This window comes from Negativicutes bacterium, assembly GCA_021372785.1.
In the GTDB taxonomy this organism is placed as follows: domain Bacteria; phylum Bacillota; class JAAYKD01; order JAAYKD01; family JAAYKD01; genus JAJFTT01.
Genome location: JAJFTT010000023.1, coordinates 39,747 through 65,189 on the forward strand (window position 1 = coordinate 39,747; position 25,443 = coordinate 65,189).

The following is a 25,443-nucleotide window of genomic DNA, read 5'->3' on the forward strand; positions in this document are numbered from 1 at the left end:
TCACCATAACCTTCGCCGAATCCTGTCGGGAGCCGCGGAGGAATGCAGTTGGTTTTGTTATTCCGCGGGGAAAAAAGCGACAAGCGTCAATCCTGGTCCGCTCTGCCTGCCCGCAGCGGCGCCGAAGACAAATTCGCCGTCATCCTGTTTCATTTTCAATTCCTTTTTCAATGGAACAGCTGGAGCGGATTGCCGGAATGAGCGGAGTTCACGGGTATTTCGGTATCGGTGATGTGCTCTGCGGTTGTCTGATCACCTCTTTGCTTTGAAATGAGTGCTGTTTTGATTTAAAACAATGAGTTTGTCAGGGGAGTTTTGCGATGCATGCAAAAAAAACTTGCTGCCGTGTTCTGCGGCAGCAAGGCGGATTCATTCGCTGAGGATGGTTGCCAAACTACATAATCTCAATCGCGGGTTTTTCTTCGTCTTTAATCACTCCCTGCGTTTTCCAGTGTCCGGTGCGATAGTAGCCGAAGAGCATAACAAACTGCATGATTATGGAGAAGACCATCGCCCAGAACAAACCATATTGGTTCTGCGGCCGTACGGCAATGAAATAAGCCACCGGGATCCTTAAGAGATTACCGAGGATGGAAACGGCCATCGGCGCATAGGAGGCGCCGGCGCCGCGCATGGCGCCGCTCAAATTCTGATTGAGACCCATGATGAAATAGAAGAAAGCGAGAATACGAATACCCTGCCCGGCAATGCTGAGTACATTTTGATTGTCGGTGAAAATGCGCATCACATTGCCGCCAAAAAACCAGAGGATAACACCCAGGACAAGACCAAAACCGACAATGATACGAAGAGCGGTATTGATCGCATCATGAGCCCGGTCGAGCCTGCGGGCACCCACATTCTGCCCGACAAAGGTACTCAAAGCCATACCGAAAGACATCATAGGGATGACGACAAAACCATCAACCTTCTGCACTATCGCATTGGCGGCGATATAGTTGGAACCAAATCCGTTGGCGAATGACTGGATGACAACAGATCCCAAAGACATGGCGACGTTCTGAATGGCGGAGGGGACACCAAGACGCAGGATGGTTTTAGCCAGCGGTTTGTCAATCCGCATACTTTTGGGAGAAACATGGACCGGATAAGCGCCGGAATTGATGCGGATATGCACCAAGGCGCCTGAAACAAAGTGCGAGATGAGGGTAGCGATGGCCACACCGGCCACAGCCCAATGAAAAACAACAACAAAGAGCAGATCCAGAAGAATATTCAGCACGGCGGCAACGCTGAGAAAGATCAGCGGATAACGGGAATCACCCATGCCGCGTAAGATGCCGCCGCCAACATTGTAGGCGATATTACCCAGCGTGCCGGCAAAAATAATGGCTAAATAAGTTGTGGAATCGCCTATGATATTGGCTGGCGTTCCCAATAATTCCAACATCGGTCTGGATAAAGCCAAACCGGCGACCGTGATGAGCGCACCGGCGATATAAATTAAAGTAAAGGCAGTATTGATGGTTTTATTGACGGTTTCCAAACGCTTGGCCCCATAATTTTGAGCAACAACAATACTGGCACCAATGGAAATACCGAAGAATAAGCTATTGAACAGCATCATCAGCGGAAAGCTGGCGCTGACGGCAGCGACTGCATCAGAGCTGACAAAATTGCCTACCACGATGGTATCAACTACATTGTAGAGCTGTGAGATCAGATTGCCGGCAATCATCGGCAGAGAAAAAATCAGCAATTTTTTGGTGATGCTGCCCTCGGTTAAATCGCCGCGTAAGTGCTTTGCCTGAGTGTTGTCACTCATAAACTGTAACATCTCCTTGTTATCTTATCAATTGATAGTAAGCTAACTGATAGTATCATGAAGCGTATTTCTTGTCAACGCAAAGCCCCGCAGAAGCGGAATTTTCTGCGGGGTATCAGAAATCTTTTCTTTTCGGAAAATAAGTAATTCGTTAGGTTAACGCGGAACAGCTTAGTAAAAAGAAATACTGAGTTAAAATAAGACAAAAACTCTTATCAGGGTGCCTTTGCCTGCGGTTGGACTCAGCGCGTCAATTTATCCAGCAGCGCCAGGATTTCATCGATTTTTTCCTGATCGTTGCCTTCCGCCACCGCCTGACGGACACAGCTGCCCAAATGGGCTTTGATGATCGCTTTGTTGGTTTTATTCAGGATGGAGACGGTAGCCAGGACTTGGTTAGAAATATCGATGCAGTAGCGATCTTCTTCCACCATTTTCAGGATGCCGTCGATTTGGCCGCGGGCCGTTTTAAGCAAAGTACTGACTTCAGATCGATCGGCTTTCATGCATCGGACCCTTTCTGTCTAAACCAGAGAGACAACTTCATAACCGGCTTTGCTGACGGCGGCTATTAAGACAGCATCATCAATGGGGGCGGAAAGGGTGATGACGGCGGTTTTACTGGCCAGATCCACTTGAGCGGACACACCGGCAATCGCATTCAGCGCCTTTTCTACTCTGCCGACACAATGCATGCAACTCATGCCTTCAATTATCATTTTTTTGGTCATGATGAACACTCCTTTTTCATTTTCTTTTATCTTCAGCACTCTGTCAATGTTCTGCACAAACAGAGGTTCTGACTTCGCCGGGGCTTCGCTGTTTTCTGCGGTCAGTTGCCGTGCGACCAGCTGCGGTCGGAACAACTTGAGACGAAGCGCATTGGTCACAACACTGACGGAACTGAAACTCATGGCTGCGGCAGCAAACATCGGGTTCAGTTTCCAGCCCAAAAGGCTGTAAAAGACACCGGCAGCCAGAGGAATTCCGAGAATGTTATAGAAGAAAGCCCAGAATAAATTTTGTTTGATATTGCGGATCACGGCTTTGCTTAATTCGATGGCGGTGACTGCATCCAAGAGATCGCTTTTCATCAGCACGATATCGGCCGATTCGATGGCGACATCGGTACCGGCTCCAATGGCGATACCCACATCGGCTCGCGCCAAAGCAGGGGCATCGTTGATGCCGTCGCCGATCATGGCCACCACTTTGCCTTGCGCTTGCAGTTTACGGATTTCCAGTTCTTTATCCTGCGGCAGGACTTCCGCTACGACCCGGTCGATGCCGGTTTTACGTTGGATGGCAGCGGCCGTTCTTTGATTGTCGCCGGTCAGCATGATCACGTCGATACCCAGTTTTTTCAAGGCGGCAATCGCCGCTGTGCTGGTGGGTTTGACCACATCGGCTGCGGCGATGATGCCGAGCAGCCGGTGATCTTCCGCGAAGTAGAGCGGGGTTTTGCCATCTTCCGCGAAGGCATCGGCCTGCGAGACCAGTTCCGCCGTTTCAATCGCTAAGGTCTGCATCATTTTTAAGTTGCCCGCAGAAACCGTTTTGCCGTTGACAACAGCGCTGATCCCCTGACCGGGGATGACTTGAAAATCGGCGGCATTGGGGATTGAAATTCCTTTTTCTTTGCTTAAGAGCAGAATGGCTTCAGCCAGGGGATGTTCGGATTTTGCTTCTACGGCAGCCGCTTTCTGCAACAATTCTTCGCTGCTGACAGAACCTAAGGTCAAAAAGTCGGTCACTCTCGGTTTCCCTTCCGTGACAGTGCCGGTTTTATCCAGGATGACGGTATCGATCGTATGAGCCATTTCCAGCGCTTCCGCCGATTTGATCAGGATACCGTTTTCGGCGCCCTTGCCGGTACCGACCATGATGGCGACCGGCGTGGCCAAACCCAAAGCGCAGGGACAGGAGATGACCAAAACGGCAATACCGATGGAGAGAGCAAAATCAAAGGGATAGCCCAGCAGCAGCCAAACAAGCGTTGCTAAGAGCGAGATGGCCATGACGGTCGGCACAAAAATGCCGGACACCTTATCGGCCAGTTTGGAAATCGGCGCTTTGGAGGAACTTGCTTCTTCCACCAGACGGATAATCTGGGCCAGGGTGGTATCGTCGCCCACCCGGGTGGCGCGGAACTGCAGATAACCGTTTTTATTGACCGTGGCCGCGATCAGCTTATCGCCGGTTTGCTTTTCCACCGGCATGCTTTCACCGGTCAGAGCCGCTTCGTCCACGGCGGAATTGCCTTCCGTGATGATACCGTCCACCGGCACGCTTTGTCCCGGGCGAACAATGACGATATCGCCGGGAACCACATCGGAGACGGAGATCTCTGTTTCCAACCCGTCGCGCAGCACGGTGGCTGTCTTGGGAGTCAGATCCATCAGTTTAGAAATGGCTTCGGAGGTTCTGCTCTTGGAGCGGGCTTCCAGCCATTTGCCCATGGTGATCAAGGTCAGGATGGTGGCGGCCGATTCAAAATAGAGATCCATGGCAAACTGCATGGCGGTTTCGTGATTGCCGCTGCCAAGCGCGAAACCGATTTGATAGATGGCATAGATGCCATAAAGCAGGGCGGCGGAGGAACCGACAGCGATCAGGGAATCCATGTTGGGAGAGCGATGCCATAGGGTCTTAAAACCGGTGATAAAGTAATTCCGATTGAAGTAGACAATCGGCAGGCTCAGCAAAAACTGCGTGAAGACAAACGGTAAAAGATTGGGCATCCCGCTGAAGAATGAGGGGAAGGGCAATCCCAGCATTTTTGCCATGGTGATGTAGAGCAGAGGCAGCAAGAAAATCAGAGAAGAGAAGAATTGCCGCTTTTTTTCCTGCGCTTCTTTGGCGGAAAGATTTTCCCGCGGGGCAGCGCTTTCCGGCAGGGCTTTTGCCTTTGTGGCAGGTGCGGCAGTATAACCGGCATCTTCCACCAGACGGGAAATATCCTGCTCCGATAATTTGGTTTCATCATAATCGATCTGCATATTGTTGGCGAGCAGATTGACCGCGATCTGACGCACGCCATCCGTTTTGCTTAAACTTTTTTCGATATGGGCCGAACAGGCAGAGCAGGTCATGCCCGTGATATTGAATTTTTGTTTCATCATTAAACCTCCAAGAATACCCCCACCCGGAGGGGGTGTCTGCAGATTCAGTATAGGCGCTCTTTAGAAAAATGTCAAGAGCAAAATGTAAAAATATTTTTCCTGAAAATGCGAAAAGCAAAAAGCCCTGCCGAATCTCTCAGCAAGGGGGCTCTGCCGGGTAAGAAAGACCCGCAGCGCCGTTGCGCACTGCGGGTTTTAACGAGGCTGCAGAGCCGGTAAATTCATTGGAGGCGATAAGTTTGACTGGGTGTTTTGATCGTGTTGATCCCTTCCAGTACAAAATGGGCAACGGGGTCTTTTTTCAGGCTGGGAGCAGAAAGGCAGGCATAGAGCGGCAAACCATGCGGACCGCGGGAACGCTGCCTTTCGGCTGTGAGCAGAAGGCAGCCAGGATCAGCGGCGCCGCCGATGATCCCGATTGCAGCGGCTCCTTCCGGGTTGCCTGCTTGCTGAATCGATTTCATCAATTGGCTGTCGCTGCCAAACTGCAGACTGTCGGCGGCAGGCAAAGCCGGTTCGATTTCATAGGAGCCCTGAAAGGCGTAAAAATTGCGCATGCCCTGATTGCCAAAAGGGATTTCAATCTCCTGCGGTTCCCGGTAATAGAGCGTGTGCCGGACACCGGTGGTCGGGTGGGTAAAACAAACGGTTCTGCTTTCCGGCGCGGCGGTGATATCGAATTTTAGCTCCAGCAGAGAAAACCATTGCTCCGGCAGGGTGACCAGCCGCAGCTCCTGAATTCGGTTCAGCCGCAGTCCGCGCGCCAATTTTTGCCATAAAGATTTGGTTTTTGGATAGGGCAGACAAACGCGCGTACAGGCAAAGCAGCGGTGCTGCCGCAAAATTGAGGCATAAGCTTTCCGTTGCGGCAGCAGTAGATCATCCTCCTGCTGCCAGGGAACGCAGAGACGGCTGGAGGAGGTATCATTCTGTTCTGCTTTTTGCCCGTTGAGCCAGATTTCCTGCCAATGCAGCGGTTGGTACGGATGCTCCTGTTCGGCGCAGCGGCGCAGTAAGGGAGTCAGCTTGTCATCGATATTTTCGTACTTGGCGACGAACTCGGCAAGCTTTGCTTCATCCAGAAAGGTAATCAAATCAAACACGATACCCCGAGGGAAGCGGTAGATGACCGGAATCCAATGCGTATGACCGGCATGTTCAAATTGCCAATTGATTTTCTGCGGCAATCCGCGCGTCCCTTTTTTCTTGCGCCACAGACTGGCATCATAATATACTTTCATTGCCGCACCTCATTCTAAATAATAAATCAACTTTCGCACTTGATGTCAGCTTGTCGCTTCCGGCGGCTAAAAAAAGCGGGCGGCAGAGCCGTATTTGATCTGACGCCGATTTTTCTGTATTTTGAATACCAATGCAAAATTGCTTCACCCCCAGTGCCAATCATGCCGTTTGCAGCTTGAGAGACGGTAGATTGGTAAGATCAACCTCAAATGTCATTTCGAAGCTGCGATACCAGGGAAAGCGGAAACCGGAAACGGAAATTTCAGCGAAGGATTTCACGCTGACTTCCGTATATTGATCATATAATGAAACAATGTAACTGCCCGAGTTTAAGTTCGCGATGATATTGCTGCCGGAAGCGCCGCCTGTGCCATCCATCACAGCTTTTTCCAACGCACCGTTGATTTTATGAATCCATAAATCGCTGGCGCCGGGGTAGAAATTATTGCTGTTGCCGTCCCTGTTGATCAATTCTGACATGTAGTTTCTGCCGGTGCTGCAATAAGCAAGGTCCTCGATATATTGGAAGGCGGCATATTTCAGAAAACCTTCGGACGCACTGCCTGTCGGCTTTGCTTCATTTTTCAGGTAATTATAGCGTGCCAGGCCAAACCCGACTGAAAAGCCGATCCGGTTGCCGGTAGTGTTCCAGTTGCTGTAACCAATGATTTCTGCCAGGTTGACCTTATTGACCAAGTTCAACCCGAACGCCGGATTTCCGTCGTTGGTTCCGGTCGATGCATCCAGAATGATGGTTGGAATCTGCTGTTCGGTATTGTATTTTGCTTTTTCGATTAAATCTGTGATAGATTGGCTTTCCATGTCCGGCCTGTCCGGCTGCGTCAAGACCAGAATATCGATTTCACCGCTGTGATCAGCAGCAACGCTACAGCCTGCGCTGCTAAGATGATACTCGATGTTTTCTTGCAGTGTATTGACATCAAAGAAGTCGGCGATCCCGTCTGCCCGGCCGCCGAAATAAAAGACATTTGCCGTTACTGCCGCGGCATATTTTTCGCAACTCAATTTGGCAAGCGACATAATGGCCAGTTCATCTGCGCCGGAAAAAATGGAGCCATTCTCATGGATAAGCGATTTGATGAATGCAATCTCGCTGGTCTGGACAGAGGCGCTGCTGCTGGCGTCATCGATTCCAATGTAATAATATAAATTGCCGTTGCTTGCTGCCTGAATCATCCGACAGAGCAGCCGCAGCTTACGTTCGCGCACAGCAACGATATTGTCGATCATCTCATCGGTCAGGTATCCTCCGAAGGCTGCAAGATCGTCTGCGGTGATTTTGCTGCCATCGGCTTTGTTCCGATAGTTTTTGATGATATTATCGATTGTCAGTTCAGAGCCGCTCAGGGTCGGACGAGGTATCAGATTATAGTAATACAGCGCGTAATAATCGTCGGTGGTAGCGCCCTGATATCCCGGAGTAGAATAAGCCAGACGCGTCAGGGTGCTTAAAATGATTACGCGATTTTTTTTCGCCAAGGCAGTCAGGGAGTCGATGATGGCATTTTCTTCACTGAGATCGGCATCACTCATGATGCGTGACTGAACCAATCCGCCGGACATCATCTGGTCGAAAGAGATCACATAAAAATCACAGCCTGCCTGGTCCTGCTTCCAGATCCAGTCAAGCAGTGCTTCCCGGTCGCCGTATTGCGTCCCATTGCAATTCTTGGGCTGCCCATCCAGCACGGTTGCATAGAGATCTTCTTCAGGCAGCAGAAGATCAAAACCGGTGGCTTTGGCCGCCATGATCATTCTTTCTTTGTTGCAGGGTCTGTTATCCAGCGGAACATATGCGATTTTGCCGGGGTTCGAAGCGACGGCATGCGGTATGAGTCCGCAGTTTGATAAAAACAGACTTGCACAGAGCAGGTATCCGGTCAGAACCAGAAACTTACGCAGAGGATGGTTCATTTGCTTTTTCTCCTTGTTTGCTCTGCTGCCTTCTGCCGTTTTTGCCTGACCCAAGAAGTCACTCCCCTTTCCGGATTGTCAGGTCTCTGACATTAGAGAAAAAGGTTGTGACTTTATCAAGCGTTTGGCGGCAGTCAGACAAAAAATGGCAGTGAGCGATTCAAAAAGTGCGAATAGTCCAGCTATGGTTCGATTTTCTCTTTGCATTCTTCCAGATAATTGAGAACCACAGCGCGGATTTCCTGTAGAATTGCCAAATTTTCCAGGCGGGAGAAGCCGTCGGTCGTATCGCTGATCTGTTTGAGCACCCCGTCCACCGCGCCGCTTTGCAGCATGCTATCGGTAACAGCCAGGTCGGTCTCATCCTCATAGAGCAGATTTTGCTTGCAGAGCAGACTCAGGATGCCAACCAGACCATAGCCACCCCAATTGGATACCCCGCAGGAAAGCAAATGATCGGCTGCGAAAGCGGCGCAGATGATGTCGCCTTGCGGAACTTGGTTTTGAATCTGGACCGACACTTTACCCATGCCGACTTCATTGCCGCCGTCTCCGATGCAGCTGATCGGGATTTGCATTTCTCTGGCGCGCACGAAGAGAGGGTCGGTATCGGGACAGAAATCGGTGATATCAACGGCATGCATGGAATAGGCGCGGCCGTCAAAGGCACGGCCGCAGCGTTCCAGACCGATCAGATGCTGCGGCTGAAACGCTTCCAGACAGGTCAGTAATTCTTTGATATCATCCGAGCTGCGGTGAATATACAAATCCGCTTTTAACTGCAGCAGCGTGATTAAATTCCGCAGAATGGTTTCGCTGTAGGGATCGCTGACCAGGCAGACTTGTTTGCCCAAACGTTCCAAAGCGTTCGCCAGGCAAATACTTCCCAAAGGACCGTCGGTTTCACCGATACCGCAGTCTGGAATGCAAAACCCGGTGACGATCATCACTTTTTCGGCAGCCAGCAGTTGTTCTGCGGTATCGTAAAATTCATGCCAGTCGGAAGTTCCCTGTATCCCCCGTTCGGTTGTATAACGGGAACAGATCTCCGCGATTTTTTCCACCGCGTACCGCATAGTACTTCTACCTCTTATTCTTTCGTTTCAGATTGCTAAATCGGCGTTTTTTATGTCGGTGATAAACATATGTCCGGGAGCATGGGTGATCACCAAAGGCAGCTTGGCCTGCTCGATTACCGCCTGTGGCGTGACGCCGCAGGCCCAGAAGACAGGAATTTCACCCGCGCGGATTTCTACGGCATCGCCGTAATCCGGTTTACTTAAATCTGCGATACCGATGGCGGCGGGATCGCCTAAATGCAGCGGGGCGCCATGAACTCTGGGGAAGTGACCGGTGATTTCTACCGCTCTTTCGGCATTTTCCGGTGTCATCGGCCGCATGCTGACTACGGTCGGTCCGGCAAAGCAGCCGACCGGCCGGCAGGCGATGTTTGTTTTGTACATCGGAACATTGCAACCCATACTGATATGCCGGATTTCAATCCCGGCCTGCAGCAAAGCTTCTTCAAAAGAGAAACTGCAGCCGATCAAAAAGCCTACGAAGTCGTCCTGCCAGAGTTCGCGGATATTCAATAATTCAGCCGTCTTGACACCATAGCGGTAAACAAAATAACGGGGTAAGTCCGTTCTCAAATCGGCTTTGGCTACGCTCGTCACCAGAGGACTGCCGGTGGCTGTGATTTCCAGCACAGGGCAAGGCCTGGGATTCTGTTCGGTAAATTGCTGAAAATCCTGCGCATATCGCTGCGGCAAAATGACTAAGTTTGCCTGCGCATAGCCGCCGCACAGGCCGGCAGTAGGTGAGGTGATGATTTCCCGGCGGATTTTCTGACGAACCTCAGCCGGAGTGGGCTGTGAATTTTTGTTTTGCATCATAACGCTGCCTGCCTTTCAAAGCTAAGAAGTTTGCTGTCACCCGTCTGTTTAGACGGAACATTGCTTTATTATACGGTGTGCAGTAAGAAACGTCAAGGGAATCTCTCTTTGCAGAGCAATATTGTCCGGGAACGAGCCGGAGAGGCTTGACATTATTCAGTCCGCTTGCTATACTGAGACTAATTTGATCAATGCAGAGAAGAGCCATGAGAAAGAGGAGTAAGTGCATCGCCAAAGCGCAGAGAGAAGATGGCTGCTGTAAATCTTCCTGAGGCAGGTGCTGAAGTAGCTTTTGAGCTGCTGATCTGAAAAACGGGGCAACCCGCTCGTAAGATCTGCCGGGTTTTCCGCCGTTATCAGGAAAGAGGCGTTCGCTGCTGTCGGCAGCGAGCCTTCCAAGTGCGAAGCAGGCAGCTTCGAAATTAGGTGGTACCGCGGATCGGCGTTCTATTCGTCCTAAAAGATACAAGGTGATGGTATCTTTTAGGACGTTTTTCTTTTCGGCGGGCGGGCAGAGCATCCCGTACTTAGCCCAATCAGTGAGGAGGCTTTTTGAGATGATGGATCAGAAATACGATTTTAAAGTGATCGAACCACAGATGCAGAAATTCTGGCAGGAAGAAGCAATCTATACTTACGCCAAGGCAGATCGGCAGGCGCCGCTCTATTCCATCGATACGCCGCCGCCTACCGTGAGCGGCAGCCTGCATATCGGGCATATCTTTTCTTATACCCAGGCAGAGATGATTGCCCGCTTTCAGAGAATGCAGGGCAAACGGGTCTTTTACCCCTTTGGTTTTGACGACAATGGTCTGCCCACCGAACGGCTGGTGGAAAAAGAGGAGAACATTTATGCCAAGAATGTTTCCCGCAGCGAATTTATCAAAAAATGCACGGTCACCGCGCAGAAATACGAGGCTGAATTCAAACAGCTTTGGCAAAACATGGGTTTTTCCGTGGACTGGAGCCTGCAGTATACCACGATCAGTCCCCTGGTACAGCGCATTTCCCAGCGTTCTTTCCTGGATCTGGTGAGAAAAGAGAAAGCTTACCTGAAGGAATCACCGGTGCTCTGGTGTACGGAATGCCAGACTGCCATCGCACAGTCGGAGCTGGACAGTCAGGAAATCCCCTCCACGTTTAATTATCTGAATTTCATGGTGGACGGCGAAGCGCTGGTGGTCGCCACCACCCGACCGGAGCTGTTGGCTGCCTGCGTTTGCCTCTTTGTTCATCCCGAGGATGAACGCTATCAGAAGTACATTGGCAGGCAGGCTGTCGTTCCGCTCTATGATTATGCGATCCCGATTTATGCGGACGAAAAAGTCAGTCGAGACAAAGGTACCGGGGTGGTCATGTGCGCCACCTTTGGCGATACGACCGACAGCGAATGGTATCTGCAGTATCAGCTGCCCTACCGGAAAGTGATTCTGGCGGACGGCCGGATTGCGCCGGACGTAGCCTATATCGCCGGTTTGAAAGTCAACCCGGCGCGCAAAGAAATCATCCGCCTGCTTATGGAAAAAGGGCTGCTGCTCAAATCGGAAGAGATTCTGCATACGGTTGCCACCCATGAACGCTGCGGCAAGCCGATTGAGATTATCCCTTCCAAACAGTGGTATATTGAGGTGCTCAGCCAGAAAGAGCGCTTTCTCAAGGCTGCAGACGAAATCAACTGGTATCCCGAATCGATGAAATACCGCTATACTTCCTGGGTAGAAAATCTGAAATGGGATTGGTGCATTTCGCGTCAGCGTTATTTTGGCGTGCCGTTCCCGGTTTGGTACTGCAAAGAGTGCGGTCAGCCGGTCTTTGCCGGCGAGGAGATGCTGCCGGTCAATCCGCTCGAGACGCCCTATCAGGGTCAATGTGCCTGCGGCTGCCGGGAATTTGTGCCGGAAACCGCGGTATTCGACACCTGGCATACCTCTTCCACCACGCCGATGATCAATGCCCACTTTGGCGAAGCGGACAGTATCGCGGATGAACTGCTGCCGATGTCGATGCGGACACAGGCGCACGAAATTATCCGGACCTGGGCTTTCTACACCATTGTCAAGAGCCTGTATCATCTCGATCAGCTGCCCTGGAAAGATATTATGATCAGCGGTTTTGTGTTGGCCAAGAAAGGGGAGAAAATCAGTAAATCCAAAGGCAATGCGACCATGTCGCCGCCGGTGCTGATCGAGACTTATTCAGCCGATATTCTGCGCTATTGGACCGCCAATTCCCGTCTCGGTATGGATACCTTCTTCTCGACGGATGAATTGACCATTGCCCGCCGTTTTATCACCAAATTATGGAACGCAGCCAAATTTGCCATATCGCACCTCGGTGATATCGACCCCGGCTGCCAACCGGACTTGCTGCCGATTGACCGCTGGATGGTGGAACGGACCAACCAGACCATCCGGAACGTCACCGATTTGCTGAATCAATACGAAATCGGCTCGGCCAGGCACGAGATCGATGATCTCTTTTGGAAAGATTTTTGTGATTATTATCTGGAGATCGTCAAAGAACGGCTTTACCAGCCGGAAGTACATGGCGAAGAGCAGCGCAAATCGGCTCAATACGCGCTTTACTATGCGCTGCTCAATTTGCTGAAGCTTTATGCGCCTTATGTGCCGCATATTACAGAGTATATCTATCAGGAATTCTTCCGGCAGCATGAAAAAACGCTTTCTCTGCACAATACGCTCTGGCTGAAGCCGGAGCAGATCGATCAGAAAGTAATCACTTTCGGTGAAATGGTCAAGGATGAGGTTGCTCTGGTACGCAAAGGCAAATCGGAGAATCATCTGTCCTTGAAGACCGAAGTGGAATTGGTGCGGATCGAAACCACGCCTGAATTCTTTGACTGGTACGAACAGACCCTGAAGGATCTGCAGGCCTGCTGTAACGCCAAGGAGGTAAAGCTGATTGTGGTGGATCACCTGCAGGCGAAGACCCCGGCGGAGAATCCGCAGCAATAGACCGGCGCTGCGGCGCGCGCTCAGAACCTCTCAAGGAATATTATAGCAAAATAGCCTCAAAATGCAGAAATTCCTGTGTTTTAAGGCTGTTTTGCGCTTTGATCGTCAATTCTTGCCGGGTGTGCAGCGGCTGTGTCTGACGTGGGGGTTTCTTGCCGGGTGTGCGGCGGCATGCAAGTCGGATCAAGCGGCCGCATAGCCGGTGATGCGGCGCCCAGGAGCAAGGTTCGTGCTGCTGCTGCCCGCGCAGCCGCAAAACATTGCTTCGATTGGGCAGAATCGGAATTATATGCATATGAAGACTTAAATATACCTGAACACCTAAAAAAAATCGAAATGGTATTCTTTTATCTCGATTTACATCGTGGTATGCTGCCCGTTATTGAGGAGGATTCAGCGAAGGAAAGCACGAATTTCATGTCAGTTAGTGAATCTTTTCACCGGGTGAAGCGATTGCCGTCTGTCCTTTTGCAAAATCGCTTTTCCCGCTAGTAGGAGGAGGGAGTCTATGCGTCTTGAGGAACATCCGATACTGAATTTCTGCCGCGGCCCGGAAGTGACCATTACGTTCAACGGTCAGTCGCTGTTGGCGTATGAAGGAGAAACGGTTGCCGCCGCTCTGCATGCGGCAGGCGTCTATCATCTGAGCGACAGTCACAATCTGCACCGCCCGCGCGGCTTATTCTGTGCAATCGGGCAATGCTCGTCCTGCATGATGGTGGTTGACGGCAGACCCAATGTGAAGATCTGTATAACCAAGGTGCGTGACGGTATGACGGTGGCGAATCAGAAAGGGAAAGGAGACCTGGGATGGTACGAAAAGAAATAGTCATCGTAGGCGGTGGGCCGGCCGGTCTCTGTGCCGCGCTGCAGGCAGGCCGCCTGGGTGCCCAAGTGACTCTGCTCGAAGGAGACGATTTGTTGGGCGGCCAATTGGTCAAGCAGACCCATATGTTTTTCGGCTCACAAAAACAACATGCCGGAATCCGCGGCATTGATATCGCGGCGATGTTGCAGGAAGAGCTGCGCCGGCTGCCCAATGTAGAAATCAAAACCAATGCCATGGTCCTGGGGCGTTATGAAGACGGTTCGGTTACCATAGACGACAGGGATCAATTTAAAGTGATCCATCCCCAAAAAATGGTCATCGCTACCGGAGCCAGCGAAAAAATGCTTGCTTTTCCCAACAATGATCTGCCCGGTGTTTATGGCGCCGGAGCGCTGCAGACCCTGATGAATGTATATGGCGTCAAACCCGCGCGGCGGGTGCTGATGGTCGGAGCCGGTAATATCGGCTTAATTGTCAGCTATCAGTTACTGCAGGCCGGTGTGGAAGTCGCCGCTGTTTTGGATGCCAGCCCGCGTATCGGCGGCTATCTGGTGCACGCCGCAAAAATTCGGCGTACCGGTGTTCCTATTCTTGTGCGTCACTCCGTCCGGACAGCGTTGGGGAAAGAAAGCGTAACCGGTGCGGTGATTCAACAATTGGACGAGAAATGGCAGCCGATTGCCGGTACGGAACAAACCATTGACTGTGACGCCATTTGTTTGGCGGTTGGCCTGACTCCGTTTGCCGATCTGCTCTGGCAGTGCGGCTGCGAGATGAAATTCATCCCGGAGTTGGGCGGTCATACGGCGGTGCGCGGCAGGGATCTGCAGACCAGTGTGGAAGGCATCTATCTGGCCGGCGATGTGGCCGGTATCGAGGAGGCTTCTTCTGCTATGGTGGAAGGTTCTTTGGCCGGCCTGAACGCTGCCATCTCTCTGGGCTACGGCGATGAAACGGCGGAAAAACTGAGATATGAATTTGAAGTTCAACTCAATGATTTGCGTTCCGGTCCCGTGGCTGAAAAAATCCGCTCCGGCTTGAGCAAAGTATCGGCGAACTAGAAAGGAGGCAGACAAATGTTACAAGAGAACGGGATCCCGACCGCAGAGGATTTAGCGAAGGTTATGCCGCCGGCGGAACGTTTGGCGAAAGGTCCCTGCGCGATATTGGAATGTTTCCAAAAAATCCCCTGCAATCCTTGTGCGACCAGCTGCCCCCTTGGCGCGATCGAACGTGGCAATGATATCAACGAATTACCGGTCATTCATTGGGAAAAATGCAGCGGCTGCGCTGTCTGTGTGGCAAATTGCCCGGGATTGGCTATTTTTGTGATTGACCTCAGCCAGCCGGACCGGGCTGTGGTTAAATTGCCTTACGAATTTCTGCCTTTGCCGGCGGTGGATGAAGTAGTCACAGCGCTCGGACGCGACGGTGCAGCGCTCGGAGAAGCGAAGGTATTGCGTGTGCAGGACAGCAAAGCGCAGGACCGCACCCGTTTGGTCTGGCTGGAGGTTGAAAAACAACTGGCCATGCAAGTGCGCAATTTTCGCCGGAAGGAGGCGGTCAAATCATGAAAAATGTTCAACCCGATGATACCATTATCTGCCGCTGCGAAGATATTAGCCGTGCGGAAATCGATGCCTGGATCGAAAAAGGCATTACAACCATCGACGAGATCAAGCGTTTAAGCCGGGCAACCATGGGTCCCTGCCAGGGCAGAACCTGCCGTCAGCTGATCATGCAGGAGATCGCTGCCAAAACCGGTCAACCGGTCAGTGAAATGAAAATGCCTACATTCCGTCAGCCATTAAGGGGAATCACGCTTGGTGCCATAGCGGATATGCAGCTTGACGAGGAGGGACAGCCCCGTGAAGAATAAAGCGGAAGTGGTCATTATCGGCGGCGGAGTCAACGGCTGCGCCATTGCTTATCATCTGGCCAAAAATGGCTGTAAAGATGTTGTCGTCCTGGAAAGAAGTTATCTGGCTTCCGGCTCGACCGGCCGCTGCGGCGCCGGTGTGCGTCAGCAATGGGGTACCGAGATGAACTGCCGTCTATCCACCGGTTCCTGCCGCGATCTGGAAAATATGAATGAAGAACTGGAATATGACGGAGATATCGAATTTCATCAGGGCGGCTATCTGCTGGTTGCTTACACGGAGCATCAGGTAGAGCAGTTCCGGCAAAATGTCAAGCTGCAAAACAGTCTGGGTATCGCCTCTCAGTTTCTTACTCCCCGGGAAGCCAAACAGATTGTACCCCATCTGAACATTGAACCGCTGATGGCGGCGACCTTCTATCAAAAAGACGGTCATTGCAATCCTTTTCATGTCACGCAGGCCTTCGCGGATGCCGCCCGCCGTTTGGGTGTGGAAATCAATACTTTTACCACCGTAACCGGCATAAAAACGGAAAACGGAGCGGTCAAAGGTGTTACTACCGATCAGGGTGAAATTTCTACCAATATCGTGGTGGACGCCGCCGGCGGTTATGCCGACGAGATTGCGGAAATGGCCGGAGTGAAGATCCCCAGCTATTCCGAACGGCATCAAATTTTGGTTACGGAGCCGGTGGAAGCTTTCCAGAGCTGTATGGTGATGAGTTTCCATCATAACACTTATTGCCAGCAGTCTCCGCAGGGGTCTTTCATCATGGGTTTGGGTGATTTTAACGAGCCGCACAGTCACGATATCATGAGCAGCTGGGAATTTTTGAAAAACATGTCCGATAAGATCACCGCCATGCTGCCGCCGCTGCGCTACCTGCGGGTGGTGCGGCAATGGGCCGGACTCTATCATCTGACTCCCGATCGTACGCCGATCTTAGGCAGCACCAGTCAATTAAAGGGTTTTGAAATGGCGCTCGGGTTTTCCGGCCACGGCTTTATGATCGCCCCGATGACCGGCCGTCTGATGGCGGCTCATATTCTGGGACTTGACCATCCGGACCTGGATATTTTAAATACGCTGAATATTGATCGTTTTGCCAAAGGGAATTTATTCGTGGAACCTTCTGTGGTATAAAACAAAAAAATAGCAGTTTCACCGTTTGGAGTGAGACTGCTATTTTGATTTGCGGCTGCCGAACCGGCAATTCCGATCCTTAAGCTGCCGCATGTTTGTTCAGGAATTTTTTCGCTTTGGCGGCGACTTTTTTGCGGCTGTTTTCCTGATTGGCTTGGACAAACAGCAGAATTTCCTTTTGCATGGCAGAGTTTTGATAAATGGTCTCAAAACAATCCAGGATTTGTTCTTTGGCCAGATTGGTACATTCCGGCGAAGGCTCTCCCTTGAAGAGAAAGAGATGTTCGTCGACCTGCAGCAGTTTTGTGACCAGCTTTTTTTCGTACTCGGGGTAGCCGGCCAAAATCCGCGGAATCCCCGCAACCGCGCTGATATAGGTCACGACTGCGGAGGAGTCCAGCAAAGAGCAATAGCGGGCGCTGACGGCCGGCCATTTATGTTCCTGATCAATCCGAATCAGACCGGGCAAACTTTGAATGAATCCCCATTTAATAAAGGAATTCTCACTGTAAAGCAATTTCGCCATGCGGTCAAAATAAGGATAGAGCAAAAGCGGATCGCTGCCGCTGAGGGAGCGGATGACTTTTTCGCAAACGAATTTCAGACTCGTTTTGTCCGTATCAATCAGATCGAATAGTAATGGAAGCAAGGCGGGATCTTCTTTGACTTGAGCAACATAATAGTTGATTTCTTTCTTTCGCTTTAATTCGCTGATGTATGCTTCTTTGTCCATGCTGCAGCCCTCCTACTTTTAATTGATAAACCAATTATAGCATAGATTCCTTTCGGTAAACAGCGAATTGACAAATTTTCCTGCGCGATCAGTCGGAATAAGACTTATCAGGCAGGCCGAATTGTGCTAGAATAGCAATGTTAAGGTTTTGCGCGGCGAAATGCCGGAGCAAAATCAAATGAGCAAAGGAGTGATTTTTCGATGAGAAAGCAATATGTGGACAAACTGGTCGGGATGCTGAAAACAAGCGGCCTGGATGCCGTTCTGATTTGCCCTTCGGAAGAGCTGAAATTTCTGACCGGTTTTACACCCATGATGTGCGAACGGTTCCAGGCAATGTTTCTCAAAAAAGACGGCACGCTGTTTTATCTTTGCAATCTGCTTTATGGAGATCAGATGCGTAAAATGCTGAACAATGAGATACCGGTCTACACCTGGTTTGACGGCGACGGTATGACGGCCGCTATCAAACCGATCCTGGCAGAGCAAGGCCTGCTTGGCTGCAGCGTTGGCGTGAACTCTTCGGCACAGGCTTTTAATATCCTGGAGATTGCCGATCATATGGAGATCACCTTTAAAAACGCCAAACCGCTCCTGGAAGAATTGCGCATCCGGAAAACAGCGGCCGAGCAGCAGAGTTTGCGCCGCGCTGCGGCGATTGCCGATGCCGCCTATGAACCGGTGACTCATTTTATCAAACCCGGTCAAAAAGAAGCGGAGATCCGCGACTTCTTGTTCCGCGCAATGCAAAAAAACGGCGGGACAAAGCCGTGGGCGATTGTGGCTTCCGGACCCAATTCCAGCTTTCCGCATTACAGTGAATTTGAGCGGACCATCGAAAAAGGCGATGCGATCGTGCTGGATTATGGCTGCGAATTTCAGGAGATGCAGTCTGACATGTCGCGGACGGTTTTTGTTGGCAGCGTCAGTGAGGAACAGCGTACTATTTACGATTTAGTCGACCGGGCGCAACTGGCAGCCCAAACCGCCGCGGTGGAAGGCGCCTGGATCCCGGATGTGGATCAGGCAGCCAGAACCGTGCTCGATGAACAGGGCTACGCCAAGACGCTGATCAATCGGGTCGGTCATGGGATTGGTTACATGATGCATGAAGCACCCGATCTTAAACAGTGCAACCCGCGCCGTCTGGAACGCGGCATGGCCTTCTCAATAGAACCGGGTGCTTATTTTCCCAATCGCTACGGCATACGGATTGAAAACATCGTGCTGATCAATGACAAAGGGGAGACGGAAATTTTGAATCAGGCCCGCCGTGATTTGATTGTCACAGAAGGCTAGCCGCAAGATCGCCGGGGGTTTTCGTTTGCTGCAAAAGAGAGAATGGATGTTCCTGACAGGAGAGAAGAAGATAAACCGGACGGAGGCAAGACCATGGACATGGAGCGGGAAGCCAGGCAAAAATTGACACAGTTGCAGCTTTGCTTTGCGGATAAACCGATTCTGATCGGCGGCAGTGCCATGCAATATTATGGACTGCGCCAGAAAGGCAAGGATACCGATCTGGTGATTACGGACCGGGATTATCAAAGCCTGGCAGCGCGTTTTCCCGATCAGCGCAAGGATCTCTGGGGTGATTTGGGTTTTGTGATCGGTGAATTTGAAATCTGGCGCAGTATCGCTCTGTTCGATTACGATTTTTACCGGCAAGGCGCGGTCGAATGGACGGATTTTTATTTGCTTTCTTTGGAGAAACTGCTCTTCACCCGCGTGATGGCGATGCATGTGGCGAAATATGCCAATGACCTGCAGCTGATCCTGCAGTATTATTATCACAATCTGCAAAATAGAGATTATCAGAGAGCAGCGGTTCCCAATTACGATTTGTATGAAAAGATCCCGAGAGGGGAGGTTCTCGGCGGACGATATGAAGAAGCGAGAGCCAACCTGCAGCAGAAAACTGACCTGCCGAAAGTGCAATCATAAAAATAAGCAGTACGGCTCCGGGAATAATCGGAGCGCAAACAAGGCTGTCCCGGTTTCATCCGAGGCGGCCTTTTGATATCCGGCAGGAATTCCTGCCGATTCAATTTTCCTTGCGGTTTCTGGGCAGCAAAATGGTGAATTGGCTGCCAACCCCCGCTTCACTGCGGACGGATAAGCTGCCGTGCTGCGCTTCCACCAAAGACCTGGCGATGGTCAGTCCAATGCCGGAACCACCGGTGACTCTGCTGCGCGATTGATCCGCCCGGTAAAACCGTTCAAATATAAAAGGCAGATCTGCCGGACTGATGCCAATGCCGGTGTCTGTCACTGTTATTTGTACCTGGTCTGCATCACTCGCAGTGGAAATCGTTACGCTTCCCCCGGTGGGAGTATATTTCAGCGCGTTCGAGAGCAGGTTGGTGAGTACCTGAGCAAGCAGATCTTTGTCGGCAAACAAGTCTTGTTCTTCTGTTTTGCACGAGAGCGTGACGTTTTTTTTGCGGAATTCATTCTCGAAGTTCAGGACGAGACCTTTCATGAAATCGGCGAGAGGGAAGCTGACTGGATGCAGGATCAGGTTCTCGCTTTCATAAATCGCTAAATTGCCCAAATCGTTGACGATTTTTGCCATTCTGAGTGTTTCTTCATGACAACTGATCAGCCGCTTGCGATCCGCTTGCCAGATTCCGTCGATCATGGCTTCGAGGTGACTCTGCAGATTGGCAATCGGCGTCCTGAGTTCATGCGCTACATCGGCAGTCAGTCGTTTGCGTAGAATTTCCTGTTTCCCGAGCGTATCCGCCAGTGTGTTGATCGACTTTTCTAAATTAATGATTTCCCGCATATCTGATTTTTCTGTGATGCGGTCCTGATAATTGCCCTTGGCGATTTCTTCGGCGCTGTTGATCACACGGGCGATCGGTACCGAGAGACGTTTGGCCAGATAGGTCCCCGCTAAGAGCGAAAGCAAGCCCGCCAGGGCTGTCCCTAAAATCAGGATGCGATTCAGTGTGTTAAGAAAGTTGATATCATTGTCGGTATAAAAGTAAGGTCCATAATAACCGAGGGTTACTGTCCCTGCCGGCTGACCCTGAACTGTCAGCGGATATGCTTTTTCCGTATAGCCGCCACGAAAAGCGGCATTCTGTCTTTTCATCTTGGCGGCCATACCCTGCATAATTTCTGCGCAGAAATCACGGTTTTGCGTCATGGCGTCCCATAAAACCGTTCCGTCCCTGTCGCGAATTTGCAGCAGCAAACCATTGTTCAGGGCGCTGACCCCCAGAATTTCCAAACCCGTCAGATTCCATTGGTTGCCCCAGTCGCGATAGCGAGTTTCCAATGTGGTGATGATTTGCTCATTGCTATCATTCAGGTTGTTCATCACGTAATTTTTAAACTGCCTCTGCAGTGTAATATTGGCGAAAAGACCGATCAGCAGAGAAAAAAGCAAAGTGATGAGCAGAAAAGCTGTCGTCAGTTTGAAGCGAAGCGTATACTTCATTCTATTCGCCTCCAAACTTATAGCCTATGCCATGCACCGTCAGAATATAGCGCGGGTTTTTACTGTCGTCGCCTAGCTTTTGCCGGATATTTTTAATATGCGTATCGATGATGCGGTCATAACCTGCAAAGTCGTCACCCAGAGCAAAGCGGATCAATTCTTCCCGGGTAAACGTTTTTGTCGGATATTTAGCCATGATCATCAAGATTTGATATTCATTCGGTGTCAGACTAAGCTGTCGGCCATTTCTTCGTACCTCATGGCGCAGACCGTCAATGATTAATTCCCCGTCATTGAAAGAGAATTCATTTGCCAGCGGAATGGCTTCGGCAGTGACTCTGCGCAGCACAGCCTCGACCCGGGCAACCAATTGTTTGGGGCTGAACGGCTTGATCATATAATCATCCGCTCCCATGGCCAGCCCGTTGATGATTTCCGCATCCTCCACTTTGGCTGTCAGCATGATGATAGGCGTTCTCGATTTTTTCCGGATTGCCTTGCAAATTTCCTCACCGGAGATATCGGGCAGCATCAGGTCGAGAATCAGCATTGCCGGTGCGTTTTTCTCAAAGAGATCCATCGCCTGTCTGCCGGTGTTGGTGCAGATCACCCGGTAACCTGCATTCTCCAAATAGGATTTTACCACTTCGGTGATTTTAACTTCATCGTCCACCAGAAGAATGGTCGGTTTTGCTGGCATTGGCTTTTACCCCCTTCAATTTGAACTCCGGCGATTGATCCCAGACTGATGTTTGCCGGTTCAGCTGCTGATTCCGCTTACCTTAAACTGTGCGGCTATCTGCAGCAAAATTGATTCTCATTATAACATTTGCAGCAGTCGATTCATAGTCGAAACACAAAAACTGCTGCAGTAAGCGGACCGAACGTTGAGATTGGCAGAACAGAATTGCCCCAAAAGCAATCACCCGATTTTTATTTTACACAGAAGAAGTGAAGAAAAAGTGAAGAAACGGAGCGCATCAGCAATCGGGGGCCAATAAAAAACGGCAATGATTGGTTCGGTAATTTTCAGCAATAACGAGGCGCAGCCGATTGACTGCGCCTCGTCGGGGTGAGAGGGCAGCCCGTCCGATTCTTCTTTCACTTTTGGCAGGCACAGCGGGTCACCTATCATTCCGGATGCGTTTATTTGAAGGGTTCCGTTGAACGATGCCGATGGAGCTCCGGCGGCAAAATCAGGCAGTTGCCGCTTCCGGTCTCTGCGCGGCTGCGCCAGCCGGTGAAAGTTTCAATAGCACAGACCAAGTGATACCTGAAAACGCCCAATCATTCAGCTTGCATCATTATTTTTTTGTGTTATCATTATCTGCGAAAAACGCTTTTTTGAGACAAAACAGGCGGATTGTGCTATAATAAAAAACAAAAGTGAAAAGAAGGCAGAAGGTGACAGCCATGGCGGAGAAGAAGCCGAAAGACCATCAACTCAATCGAAGACGAATATACCGCTATCTGGTGCCTTTGCTGGTACTCGGTTTAGCCGTACATATCCTGCTGCCCAGTCTGGCAACCCTGGAAAGCTCCTTGCAGGTTTTATTGTCGATGCCATTCTGGTTGGTCGGCCTGGCGATTTTGGCGGAAGTCAGCAGCTATTTGGGCAGCGGCTATTTATTGAAAGCGATCATCAATTTGGGAAAATCTAACTTCACGGTTTTCCGGGGCGCCTTGATTACGCTTGCTTCCGCCAGCCTCGGTCTGATCGGAGGTTGGGTAACCGGTATGGCGACGACTTATTACTGGGTATCGAAAAACGAAGAACCATCGGATGCCTCCAAACTGACCGGCTTTTTGCCGGCACTGCTGAATAATTTGATTTTATTACTATTGGCAGAAATCAGCTTTCTCTATCTGCTGTTGCTGCATCAGATCACGGATTTTCAGAAATTTCTCGCTATTTTGATTTTTGTTGTTTTAGCCGGCGGTACTGTTGTTCTGGTATTTGGTTTTCAGGTTCGCGGCAGAATTAAACAGCTGGTTTTACGGGCCATCGGATTTTTCCTTCGCCTGATCAAACGGCCGGCCAGGCTGGAAGGGATCAGCAACACACTGGACGAGCTCTTCAACGGCATGCTGCTGCTGCAAAAAAAAGGCTGGGTCAAGCCGGTCGCCGGATCCTGTCTGATGGTTGGTTTTGATATGCTTTCACTTTATTTCTGCTTTATTGCCGCGGGTCATCCGATTAATCCGATTCTCTTGATCACGGGTTACAGCATGGCGCTGTTGCTGCGCAATGTGGCCTTCTTTGTCCCGGGCGGGGTTGGTGTTGTGGAGGGCATCATGGTCAAAATGTATACCTCTTTGGGCGTCGCTATGGAGATCAGCGTCGTGGCGACTTTGAGTTATCGCCTGATTTCTTTTTGGATCCCGATCCTGCTTGGTTTTGCGGCCAATGTTTCTTTGGGAAGAGTGGCAGCAAAGCAGAATCAAAAAAAATAAGCAGTTTTCTTTTCGATATAAACGCTCTCTTTCGGGCGGTGCAGTGACTTTTCACTGCCCGTTCTTTCGGGAGCGTTGTTTTTTTTCCATGTTTTCGCCATATTTTGAACACAATTTCCTATTAAAATACAAACAAGCTTGGAAAACAAAATACCAAATGAAAATCTGGAGGTAGACAGCATGACGCATGTGACAACAAATCCCCCGAACCGGAAACCGAGAAAATCTCAAATCAGAAGCTGGATACAAGGTTTCTTTTTGCTGTTGGTTTTCGCAATCAGCTTAAAGAAATACCTGACGGAATTAGGTTTCAATCTGGCTTTTCTGCCGAACGCTTCTCTGCATGCCATCTGTCCCTTTGGCGGTGTGGTATCGCTTTATCAGTTTTTCACCGTAGGCACTTTTGTGCAAAAAATTCACGAATCTTCTTTTGTCTTGATGCTGGCTGGCCTGGCGCTTGCCGTATTGGCAGGCCCGGTCATCTGCGGTTGGGTTTGCCCCTTCGGCACGGTTCAGGAGCTGATCGGCAAGCTTGGCAGGAAACTGAACGGCAAACGGTATAACCATTTTATTCCCGCCAAAATTGACAAAGTGCTGCGCTATCTCCGCTATCTGGTGCTGGCGACTGTTGTTTATCAGACAGCCGTGACAGGGAAATTGATTTATCAGGGAATCGACCCTTACTACGCGCTTTTCAATCTCTGGACCGATGAATTGGCTCCAGCAGCCCTGTCCCTTCTAGCTATCACAGTCATCGCCTCTTTGTTTGTGGAACGTCCGTGGTGCAAATATGCCTGCCCCTACGGCGCCTTGCTTGGTTTAACAAATTTCATCCGTATTTTCAAGATCAAACGCAATCGCGAGACCTGTATTCAATGCGGCGCCTGTGACAGAGCCTGCCCGATGAACATCACCGTCAGCGCTAGCGATACGGTGAGCAATCATCAATGCATTTCCTGCTTAAAATGCACATCGGAACAGGCCTGCCCGATTGCCAAGACCGTGGCATTGCAAATCGGAAAGGGGGAAAGGGCATGAAACTAAGATCCGCTGTTTTAGGAATGGTGATTCTCTTAGTGATTTTTGGATCGGTGTCCCTGGCGGACGCGCTGGGCTGCTGGCAGACGGAGAATTCCGGCCAGCCTGCCAAATTCGCATCCGGCGCCTATGCGGGAGAATTTAATCCGGCTGACATTCGCGGCTCTTATACTTTTGCTGACATTGAGCAATCGTTTCAGGTCGATACGCGCATTTTGGCTCAGGCGTTTGGGCTATCGGCAGCGAATGCGGAAGATTTTCAGCTGAAATCTCTGGAAACGCTCTACGCATCACAGGCGGCAGCCGGCACGGAAATAGGCACCAACTCCGTTAAATATTTCGTTTCACTTTATACGGGGTTGCCCTTTGAATTGACCGAGACGGTTTATTTGCCGCAGCCGGCTGTGGCAATCCTGACTGCCTCAGGTAAGTTATCGGCAGAAGCAGCAGCCGGACTGGTGGCAATTACGGTGGAGCTGAGCAACGATGGGAGCACGCTTTCTGCCGTTGACGGCAGCATACAAAAAGAGACGGTCAACGCAGCCGGCGTGGTGATCAAAGGCTCGACAACATTCCGGGAAGTGCTGGATGCCGGAGTCAACCAAAAAGAAGTGGAAACGGTGATCGGAAAAGCCTTACCCAATCCGCTGATCGTCATCAAAACCTACTGCACGGAAGAGCAGCTGGATTTTGAAGCAGTCAAGACTGCGCTGCAGGCGTTGCTGGACGCCAAATAAGCGGCAGCCGAAAAAAAGTTTAATTAAAATAATCTACCAAAAATTATGGTATAGGTGCAATTGTGACCCCCAAGGTCTCGAATAGGTTCTTAAGTTTGCCGGTCATGTTATAGATCCTCCAGCAACCGTTAGTTTGAGCTTGTATAACACTTGAAGCACAAAACAAGACATCTTTGACACTATACGATTTAAGCAGATCTTTTTCTGACAGCAAATTATTAATCCG

At 50.6% G+C, this 25,443-nt stretch carries 23 protein-coding genes and 1 other annotated feature; of the genes, 13 read left to right on the plus strand and 10 right to left on the minus strand.

Annotated features, from left to right (window positions below; translation table 11 throughout):
* Positions 1–42 precede the first annotated feature (42 nt).
* Complete coding sequence (locus LLG09_02955) at positions 43–201, plus strand: hypothetical protein (GenBank protein ID MCE5196074.1); 159 nt, start codon at positions 43–45, stop codon at positions 199–201.
* Between the two features lie 193 nt (positions 202–394).
* Here LLG09_02955 and LLG09_02960 read toward each other — a convergent pair whose 3' ends face one another.
* The 7 genes from LLG09_02960 to LLG09_02990 all read right to left on the minus strand — a co-directional run bounded on the left by LLG09_02960 (position 395) and on the right by LLG09_02990 (position 9,980).
* Positions 395–1,786, minus strand: coding sequence for an MATE family efflux transporter (locus LLG09_02960; protein MCE5196075.1), 1,392 nt, complete (start codon positions 1,784–1,786; stop codon positions 395–397).
* A 242-nt stretch (positions 1,787–2,028) separates the two neighbouring features.
* On the minus strand, positions 2,029–2,292 hold the full coding sequence (locus tag LLG09_02965; protein ID MCE5196076.1) for a metal-sensing transcriptional repressor: 264 nt from the start codon (positions 2,290–2,292) through the stop codon (positions 2,029–2,031).
* Between the two features lie 18 nt (positions 2,293–2,310).
* On the minus strand, positions 2,311–4,905 hold the full coding sequence (locus tag LLG09_02970; GenBank protein ID MCE5196077.1) for a heavy metal translocating P-type ATPase: 2,595 nt from the start codon (positions 4,903–4,905) through the stop codon (positions 2,311–2,313).
* A gap of 224 nt (positions 4,906–5,129) precedes the next feature.
* Complete coding sequence (locus LLG09_02975) at positions 5,130–6,149, minus strand: Na+-transporting methylmalonyl-CoA/oxaloacetate decarboxylase subunit beta (protein MCE5196078.1); 1,020 nt, start codon at positions 6,147–6,149, stop codon at positions 5,130–5,132.
* Between the two features lie 160 nt (positions 6,150–6,309).
* Positions 6,310–8,085, minus strand: coding sequence for a DUF4127 family protein (locus tag LLG09_02980; GenBank protein ID MCE5196079.1), 1,776 nt, complete (start codon positions 8,083–8,085; stop codon positions 6,310–6,312).
* A gap of 182 nt (positions 8,086–8,267) precedes the next feature.
* Complete coding sequence (locus LLG09_02985; GenBank protein MCE5196080.1) at positions 8,268–9,161, minus strand: DUF4392 domain-containing protein; 894 nt, start codon at positions 9,159–9,161, stop codon at positions 8,268–8,270.
* Positions 9,162–9,188: 27 nt separating this feature from the next.
* Complete coding sequence (locus tag LLG09_02990) at positions 9,189–9,980, minus strand: putative hydro-lyase (protein ID MCE5196081.1); 792 nt, start codon at positions 9,978–9,980, stop codon at positions 9,189–9,191.
* A 197-nt stretch (positions 9,981–10,177) separates the two neighbouring features.
* Positions 10,178–10,442, plus strand: a binding site (T-box leader).
* A 98-nt stretch (positions 10,443–10,540) separates the two neighbouring features.
* On the opposite strand from LLG09_02990, the gene LLG09_02995 reads away from it, so the two are divergent.
* The 7 genes from LLG09_02995 (at position 10,541) to LLG09_03025 (ending at position 16,807) form a co-directional block, all read left to right on the plus strand.
* On the plus strand, positions 10,541–12,955 hold the full coding sequence (locus LLG09_02995; protein MCE5196082.1) for a valine--tRNA ligase: 2,415 nt from the start codon (positions 10,541–10,543) through the stop codon (positions 12,953–12,955).
* Positions 12,956–13,126: 171 nt separating this feature from the next.
* The gene (locus LLG09_03000; protein ID MCE5196083.1) at positions 13,127–13,447 is read left to right on the plus strand and encodes a hypothetical protein; all 321 of its coding nucleotides are present in this window, start codon (positions 13,127–13,129) and stop codon (positions 13,445–13,447) included.
* A gap of 16 nt (positions 13,448–13,463) precedes the next feature.
* Complete coding sequence (locus LLG09_03005) at positions 13,464–13,784, plus strand: (2Fe-2S)-binding protein (GenBank protein MCE5196084.1); 321 nt, start codon at positions 13,464–13,466, stop codon at positions 13,782–13,784.
* Positions 13,766–14,845, plus strand: a complete 1,080-nt coding sequence (locus LLG09_03010; GenBank protein ID MCE5196085.1) for an NAD(P)/FAD-dependent oxidoreductase — start codon at positions 13,766–13,768, stop codon at positions 14,843–14,845. Before LLG09_03005 ends, LLG09_03010 begins: the two co-directional genes overlap by 19 nt.
* Positions 14,846–14,860: 15 nt before the next feature.
* Entirely contained in the window at positions 14,861–15,358 is a 498-nt protein-coding gene (locus tag LLG09_03015) for a 4Fe-4S binding protein (GenBank protein MCE5196086.1), read from the plus strand.
* On the plus strand, positions 15,355–15,663 hold the full coding sequence (locus LLG09_03020) for a (2Fe-2S)-binding protein (protein ID MCE5196087.1): 309 nt from the start codon (positions 15,355–15,357) through the stop codon (positions 15,661–15,663). Before LLG09_03015 ends, LLG09_03020 begins: the two co-directional genes overlap by 4 nt.
* Complete coding sequence (locus LLG09_03025) at positions 15,653–16,807, plus strand: FAD-binding oxidoreductase (GenBank protein ID MCE5196088.1); 1,155 nt, start codon at positions 15,653–15,655, stop codon at positions 16,805–16,807. Before LLG09_03020 ends, LLG09_03025 begins: the two co-directional genes overlap by 11 nt.
* A gap of 79 nt (positions 16,808–16,886) precedes the next feature.
* On the opposite strand, the gene LLG09_03030 is transcribed toward LLG09_03025, so the two are convergent.
* Entirely contained in the window at positions 16,887–17,540 is a 654-nt protein-coding gene (locus LLG09_03030) for a hypothetical protein (protein MCE5196089.1), read from the minus strand.
* A 201-nt stretch (positions 17,541–17,741) separates the two neighbouring features.
* Between LLG09_03030 and LLG09_03035 the strand changes: the two genes are divergently transcribed.
* Positions 17,742–18,839 (plus strand): Xaa-Pro peptidase family protein, encoded by a 1,098-nt coding sequence (locus tag LLG09_03035; GenBank protein MCE5196090.1) that lies wholly within the window; start codon positions 17,742–17,744, stop codon positions 18,837–18,839.
* Between the two features lie 93 nt (positions 18,840–18,932).
* The gene (locus LLG09_03040) at positions 18,933–19,484 is read left to right on the plus strand and encodes a hypothetical protein (GenBank protein ID MCE5196091.1); all 552 of its coding nucleotides are present in this window, start codon (positions 18,933–18,935) and stop codon (positions 19,482–19,484) included.
* Between the two features lie 100 nt (positions 19,485–19,584).
* Here LLG09_03040 and LLG09_03045 read toward each other — a convergent pair whose 3' ends face one another.
* Together LLG09_03045 and LLG09_03050 are read right to left on the minus strand one after the other, a co-directional pair.
* Positions 19,585–20,988 carry a two-component sensor histidine kinase gene (locus LLG09_03045; protein ID MCE5196092.1) on the minus strand — a complete coding sequence of 468 codons (1,404 nt, stop codon included), beginning with the start codon at positions 20,986–20,988 and terminating at the stop codon, positions 19,585–19,587.
* Between the two features lies 1 nt (position 20,989).
* The gene (locus LLG09_03050) at positions 20,990–21,688 is read right to left on the minus strand and encodes a response regulator transcription factor (protein ID MCE5196093.1); all 699 of its coding nucleotides are present in this window, start codon (positions 21,686–21,688) and stop codon (positions 20,990–20,992) included.
* A 713-nt stretch (positions 21,689–22,401) separates the two neighbouring features.
* On the opposite strand from LLG09_03050, the gene LLG09_03055 reads away from it, so the two are divergent.
* The 3 genes from LLG09_03055 to LLG09_03065 all read left to right on the plus strand — a co-directional run bounded on the left by LLG09_03055 (position 22,402) and on the right by LLG09_03065 (position 25,217).
* The gene (locus LLG09_03055; protein MCE5196094.1) at positions 22,402–23,442 is read left to right on the plus strand and encodes a flippase-like domain-containing protein; all 1,041 of its coding nucleotides are present in this window, start codon (positions 22,402–22,404) and stop codon (positions 23,440–23,442) included.
* Positions 23,443–23,622: 180 nt separating this feature from the next.
* Positions 23,623–24,480 carry a 4Fe-4S binding protein gene (locus tag LLG09_03060; protein MCE5196095.1) on the plus strand — a complete coding sequence of 286 codons (858 nt, stop codon included), beginning with the start codon at positions 23,623–23,625 and terminating at the stop codon, positions 24,478–24,480.
* Positions 24,477–25,217 carry a hypothetical protein gene (locus LLG09_03065; protein ID MCE5196096.1) on the plus strand — a complete coding sequence of 247 codons (741 nt, stop codon included), beginning with the start codon at positions 24,477–24,479 and terminating at the stop codon, positions 25,215–25,217. The genes LLG09_03060 and LLG09_03065 overlap by 4 nt, the downstream gene beginning before the upstream one ends.
* The last annotated feature ends 226 nt before the right edge of the window (positions 25,218–25,443 follow it).

Excerpts from the sequence above, each read along its gene's own strand:
- LLG09_02955 (MCE5196074.1), top strand. The coding sequence starts at position 43 with ATGCAGTTGGTTTTGTTATTCCGCGGGGAAAAAAGCGACAAGCGTCAA.
- LLG09_02960 (MCE5196075.1), bottom strand. The coding sequence starts at position 1,786 with ATGAGTGACAACACTCAGGCAAAGCACTTACGCGGCGATTTAACCGAG.
- LLG09_02965 (MCE5196076.1), bottom strand. The coding sequence starts at position 2,292 with ATGAAAGCCGATCGATCTGAAGTCAGTACTTTGCTTAAAACGGCCCGC.
- LLG09_02970 (MCE5196077.1), bottom strand. The coding sequence starts at position 4,905 with ATGAAACAAAAATTCAATATCACGGGCATGACCTGCTCTGCCTGTTCG.
- LLG09_02975 (MCE5196078.1), bottom strand. The coding sequence starts at position 6,149 with ATGAAAGTATATTATGATGCCAGTCTGTGGCGCAAGAAAAAAGGGACG.
- LLG09_02980 (MCE5196079.1), bottom strand. The coding sequence starts at position 8,085 with ATGAACCATCCTCTGCGTAAGTTTCTGGTTCTGACCGGATACCTGCTC.
- LLG09_02985 (MCE5196080.1), bottom strand. The coding sequence starts at position 9,161 with ATGCGGTACGCGGTGGAAAAAATCGCGGAGATCTGTTCCCGTTATACA.
- LLG09_02990 (MCE5196081.1), bottom strand. The coding sequence starts at position 9,980 with ATGATGCAAAACAAAAATTCACAGCCCACTCCGGCTGAGGTTCGTCAG.
- LLG09_02995 (MCE5196082.1), top strand. The coding sequence starts at position 10,541 with ATGGATCAGAAATACGATTTTAAAGTGATCGAACCACAGATGCAGAAA.
- LLG09_03000 (MCE5196083.1), top strand. The coding sequence starts at position 13,127 with ATGCAAGTCGGATCAAGCGGCCGCATAGCCGGTGATGCGGCGCCCAGG.
- LLG09_03005 (MCE5196084.1), top strand. The coding sequence starts at position 13,464 with ATGCGTCTTGAGGAACATCCGATACTGAATTTCTGCCGCGGCCCGGAA.
- LLG09_03010 (MCE5196085.1), top strand. The coding sequence starts at position 13,766 with ATGGTACGAAAAGAAATAGTCATCGTAGGCGGTGGGCCGGCCGGTCTC.
- LLG09_03015 (MCE5196086.1), top strand. The coding sequence starts at position 14,861 with ATGTTACAAGAGAACGGGATCCCGACCGCAGAGGATTTAGCGAAGGTT.
- LLG09_03020 (MCE5196087.1), top strand. The coding sequence starts at position 15,355 with ATGAAAAATGTTCAACCCGATGATACCATTATCTGCCGCTGCGAAGAT.
- LLG09_03030 (MCE5196089.1), bottom strand. The coding sequence starts at position 17,540 with ATGGACAAAGAAGCATACATCAGCGAATTAAAGCGAAAGAAAGAAATC.
- LLG09_03035 (MCE5196090.1), top strand. The coding sequence starts at position 17,742 with ATGAGAAAGCAATATGTGGACAAACTGGTCGGGATGCTGAAAACAAGC.
- LLG09_03040 (MCE5196091.1), top strand. The coding sequence starts at position 18,933 with ATGGACATGGAGCGGGAAGCCAGGCAAAAATTGACACAGTTGCAGCTT.
- LLG09_03045 (MCE5196092.1), bottom strand. The coding sequence starts at position 20,988 with ATGAAGTATACGCTTCGCTTCAAACTGACGACAGCTTTTCTGCTCATC.
- LLG09_03050 (MCE5196093.1), bottom strand. The coding sequence starts at position 21,688 with ATGCCAGCAAAACCGACCATTCTTCTGGTGGACGATGAAGTTAAAATC.
- LLG09_03055 (MCE5196094.1), top strand. The coding sequence starts at position 22,402 with ATGGCGGAGAAGAAGCCGAAAGACCATCAACTCAATCGAAGACGAATA.
- LLG09_03060 (MCE5196095.1), top strand. The coding sequence starts at position 23,623 with ATGACGCATGTGACAACAAATCCCCCGAACCGGAAACCGAGAAAATCT.
- LLG09_03065 (MCE5196096.1), top strand. The coding sequence starts at position 24,477 with ATGAAACTAAGATCCGCTGTTTTAGGAATGGTGATTCTCTTAGTGATT.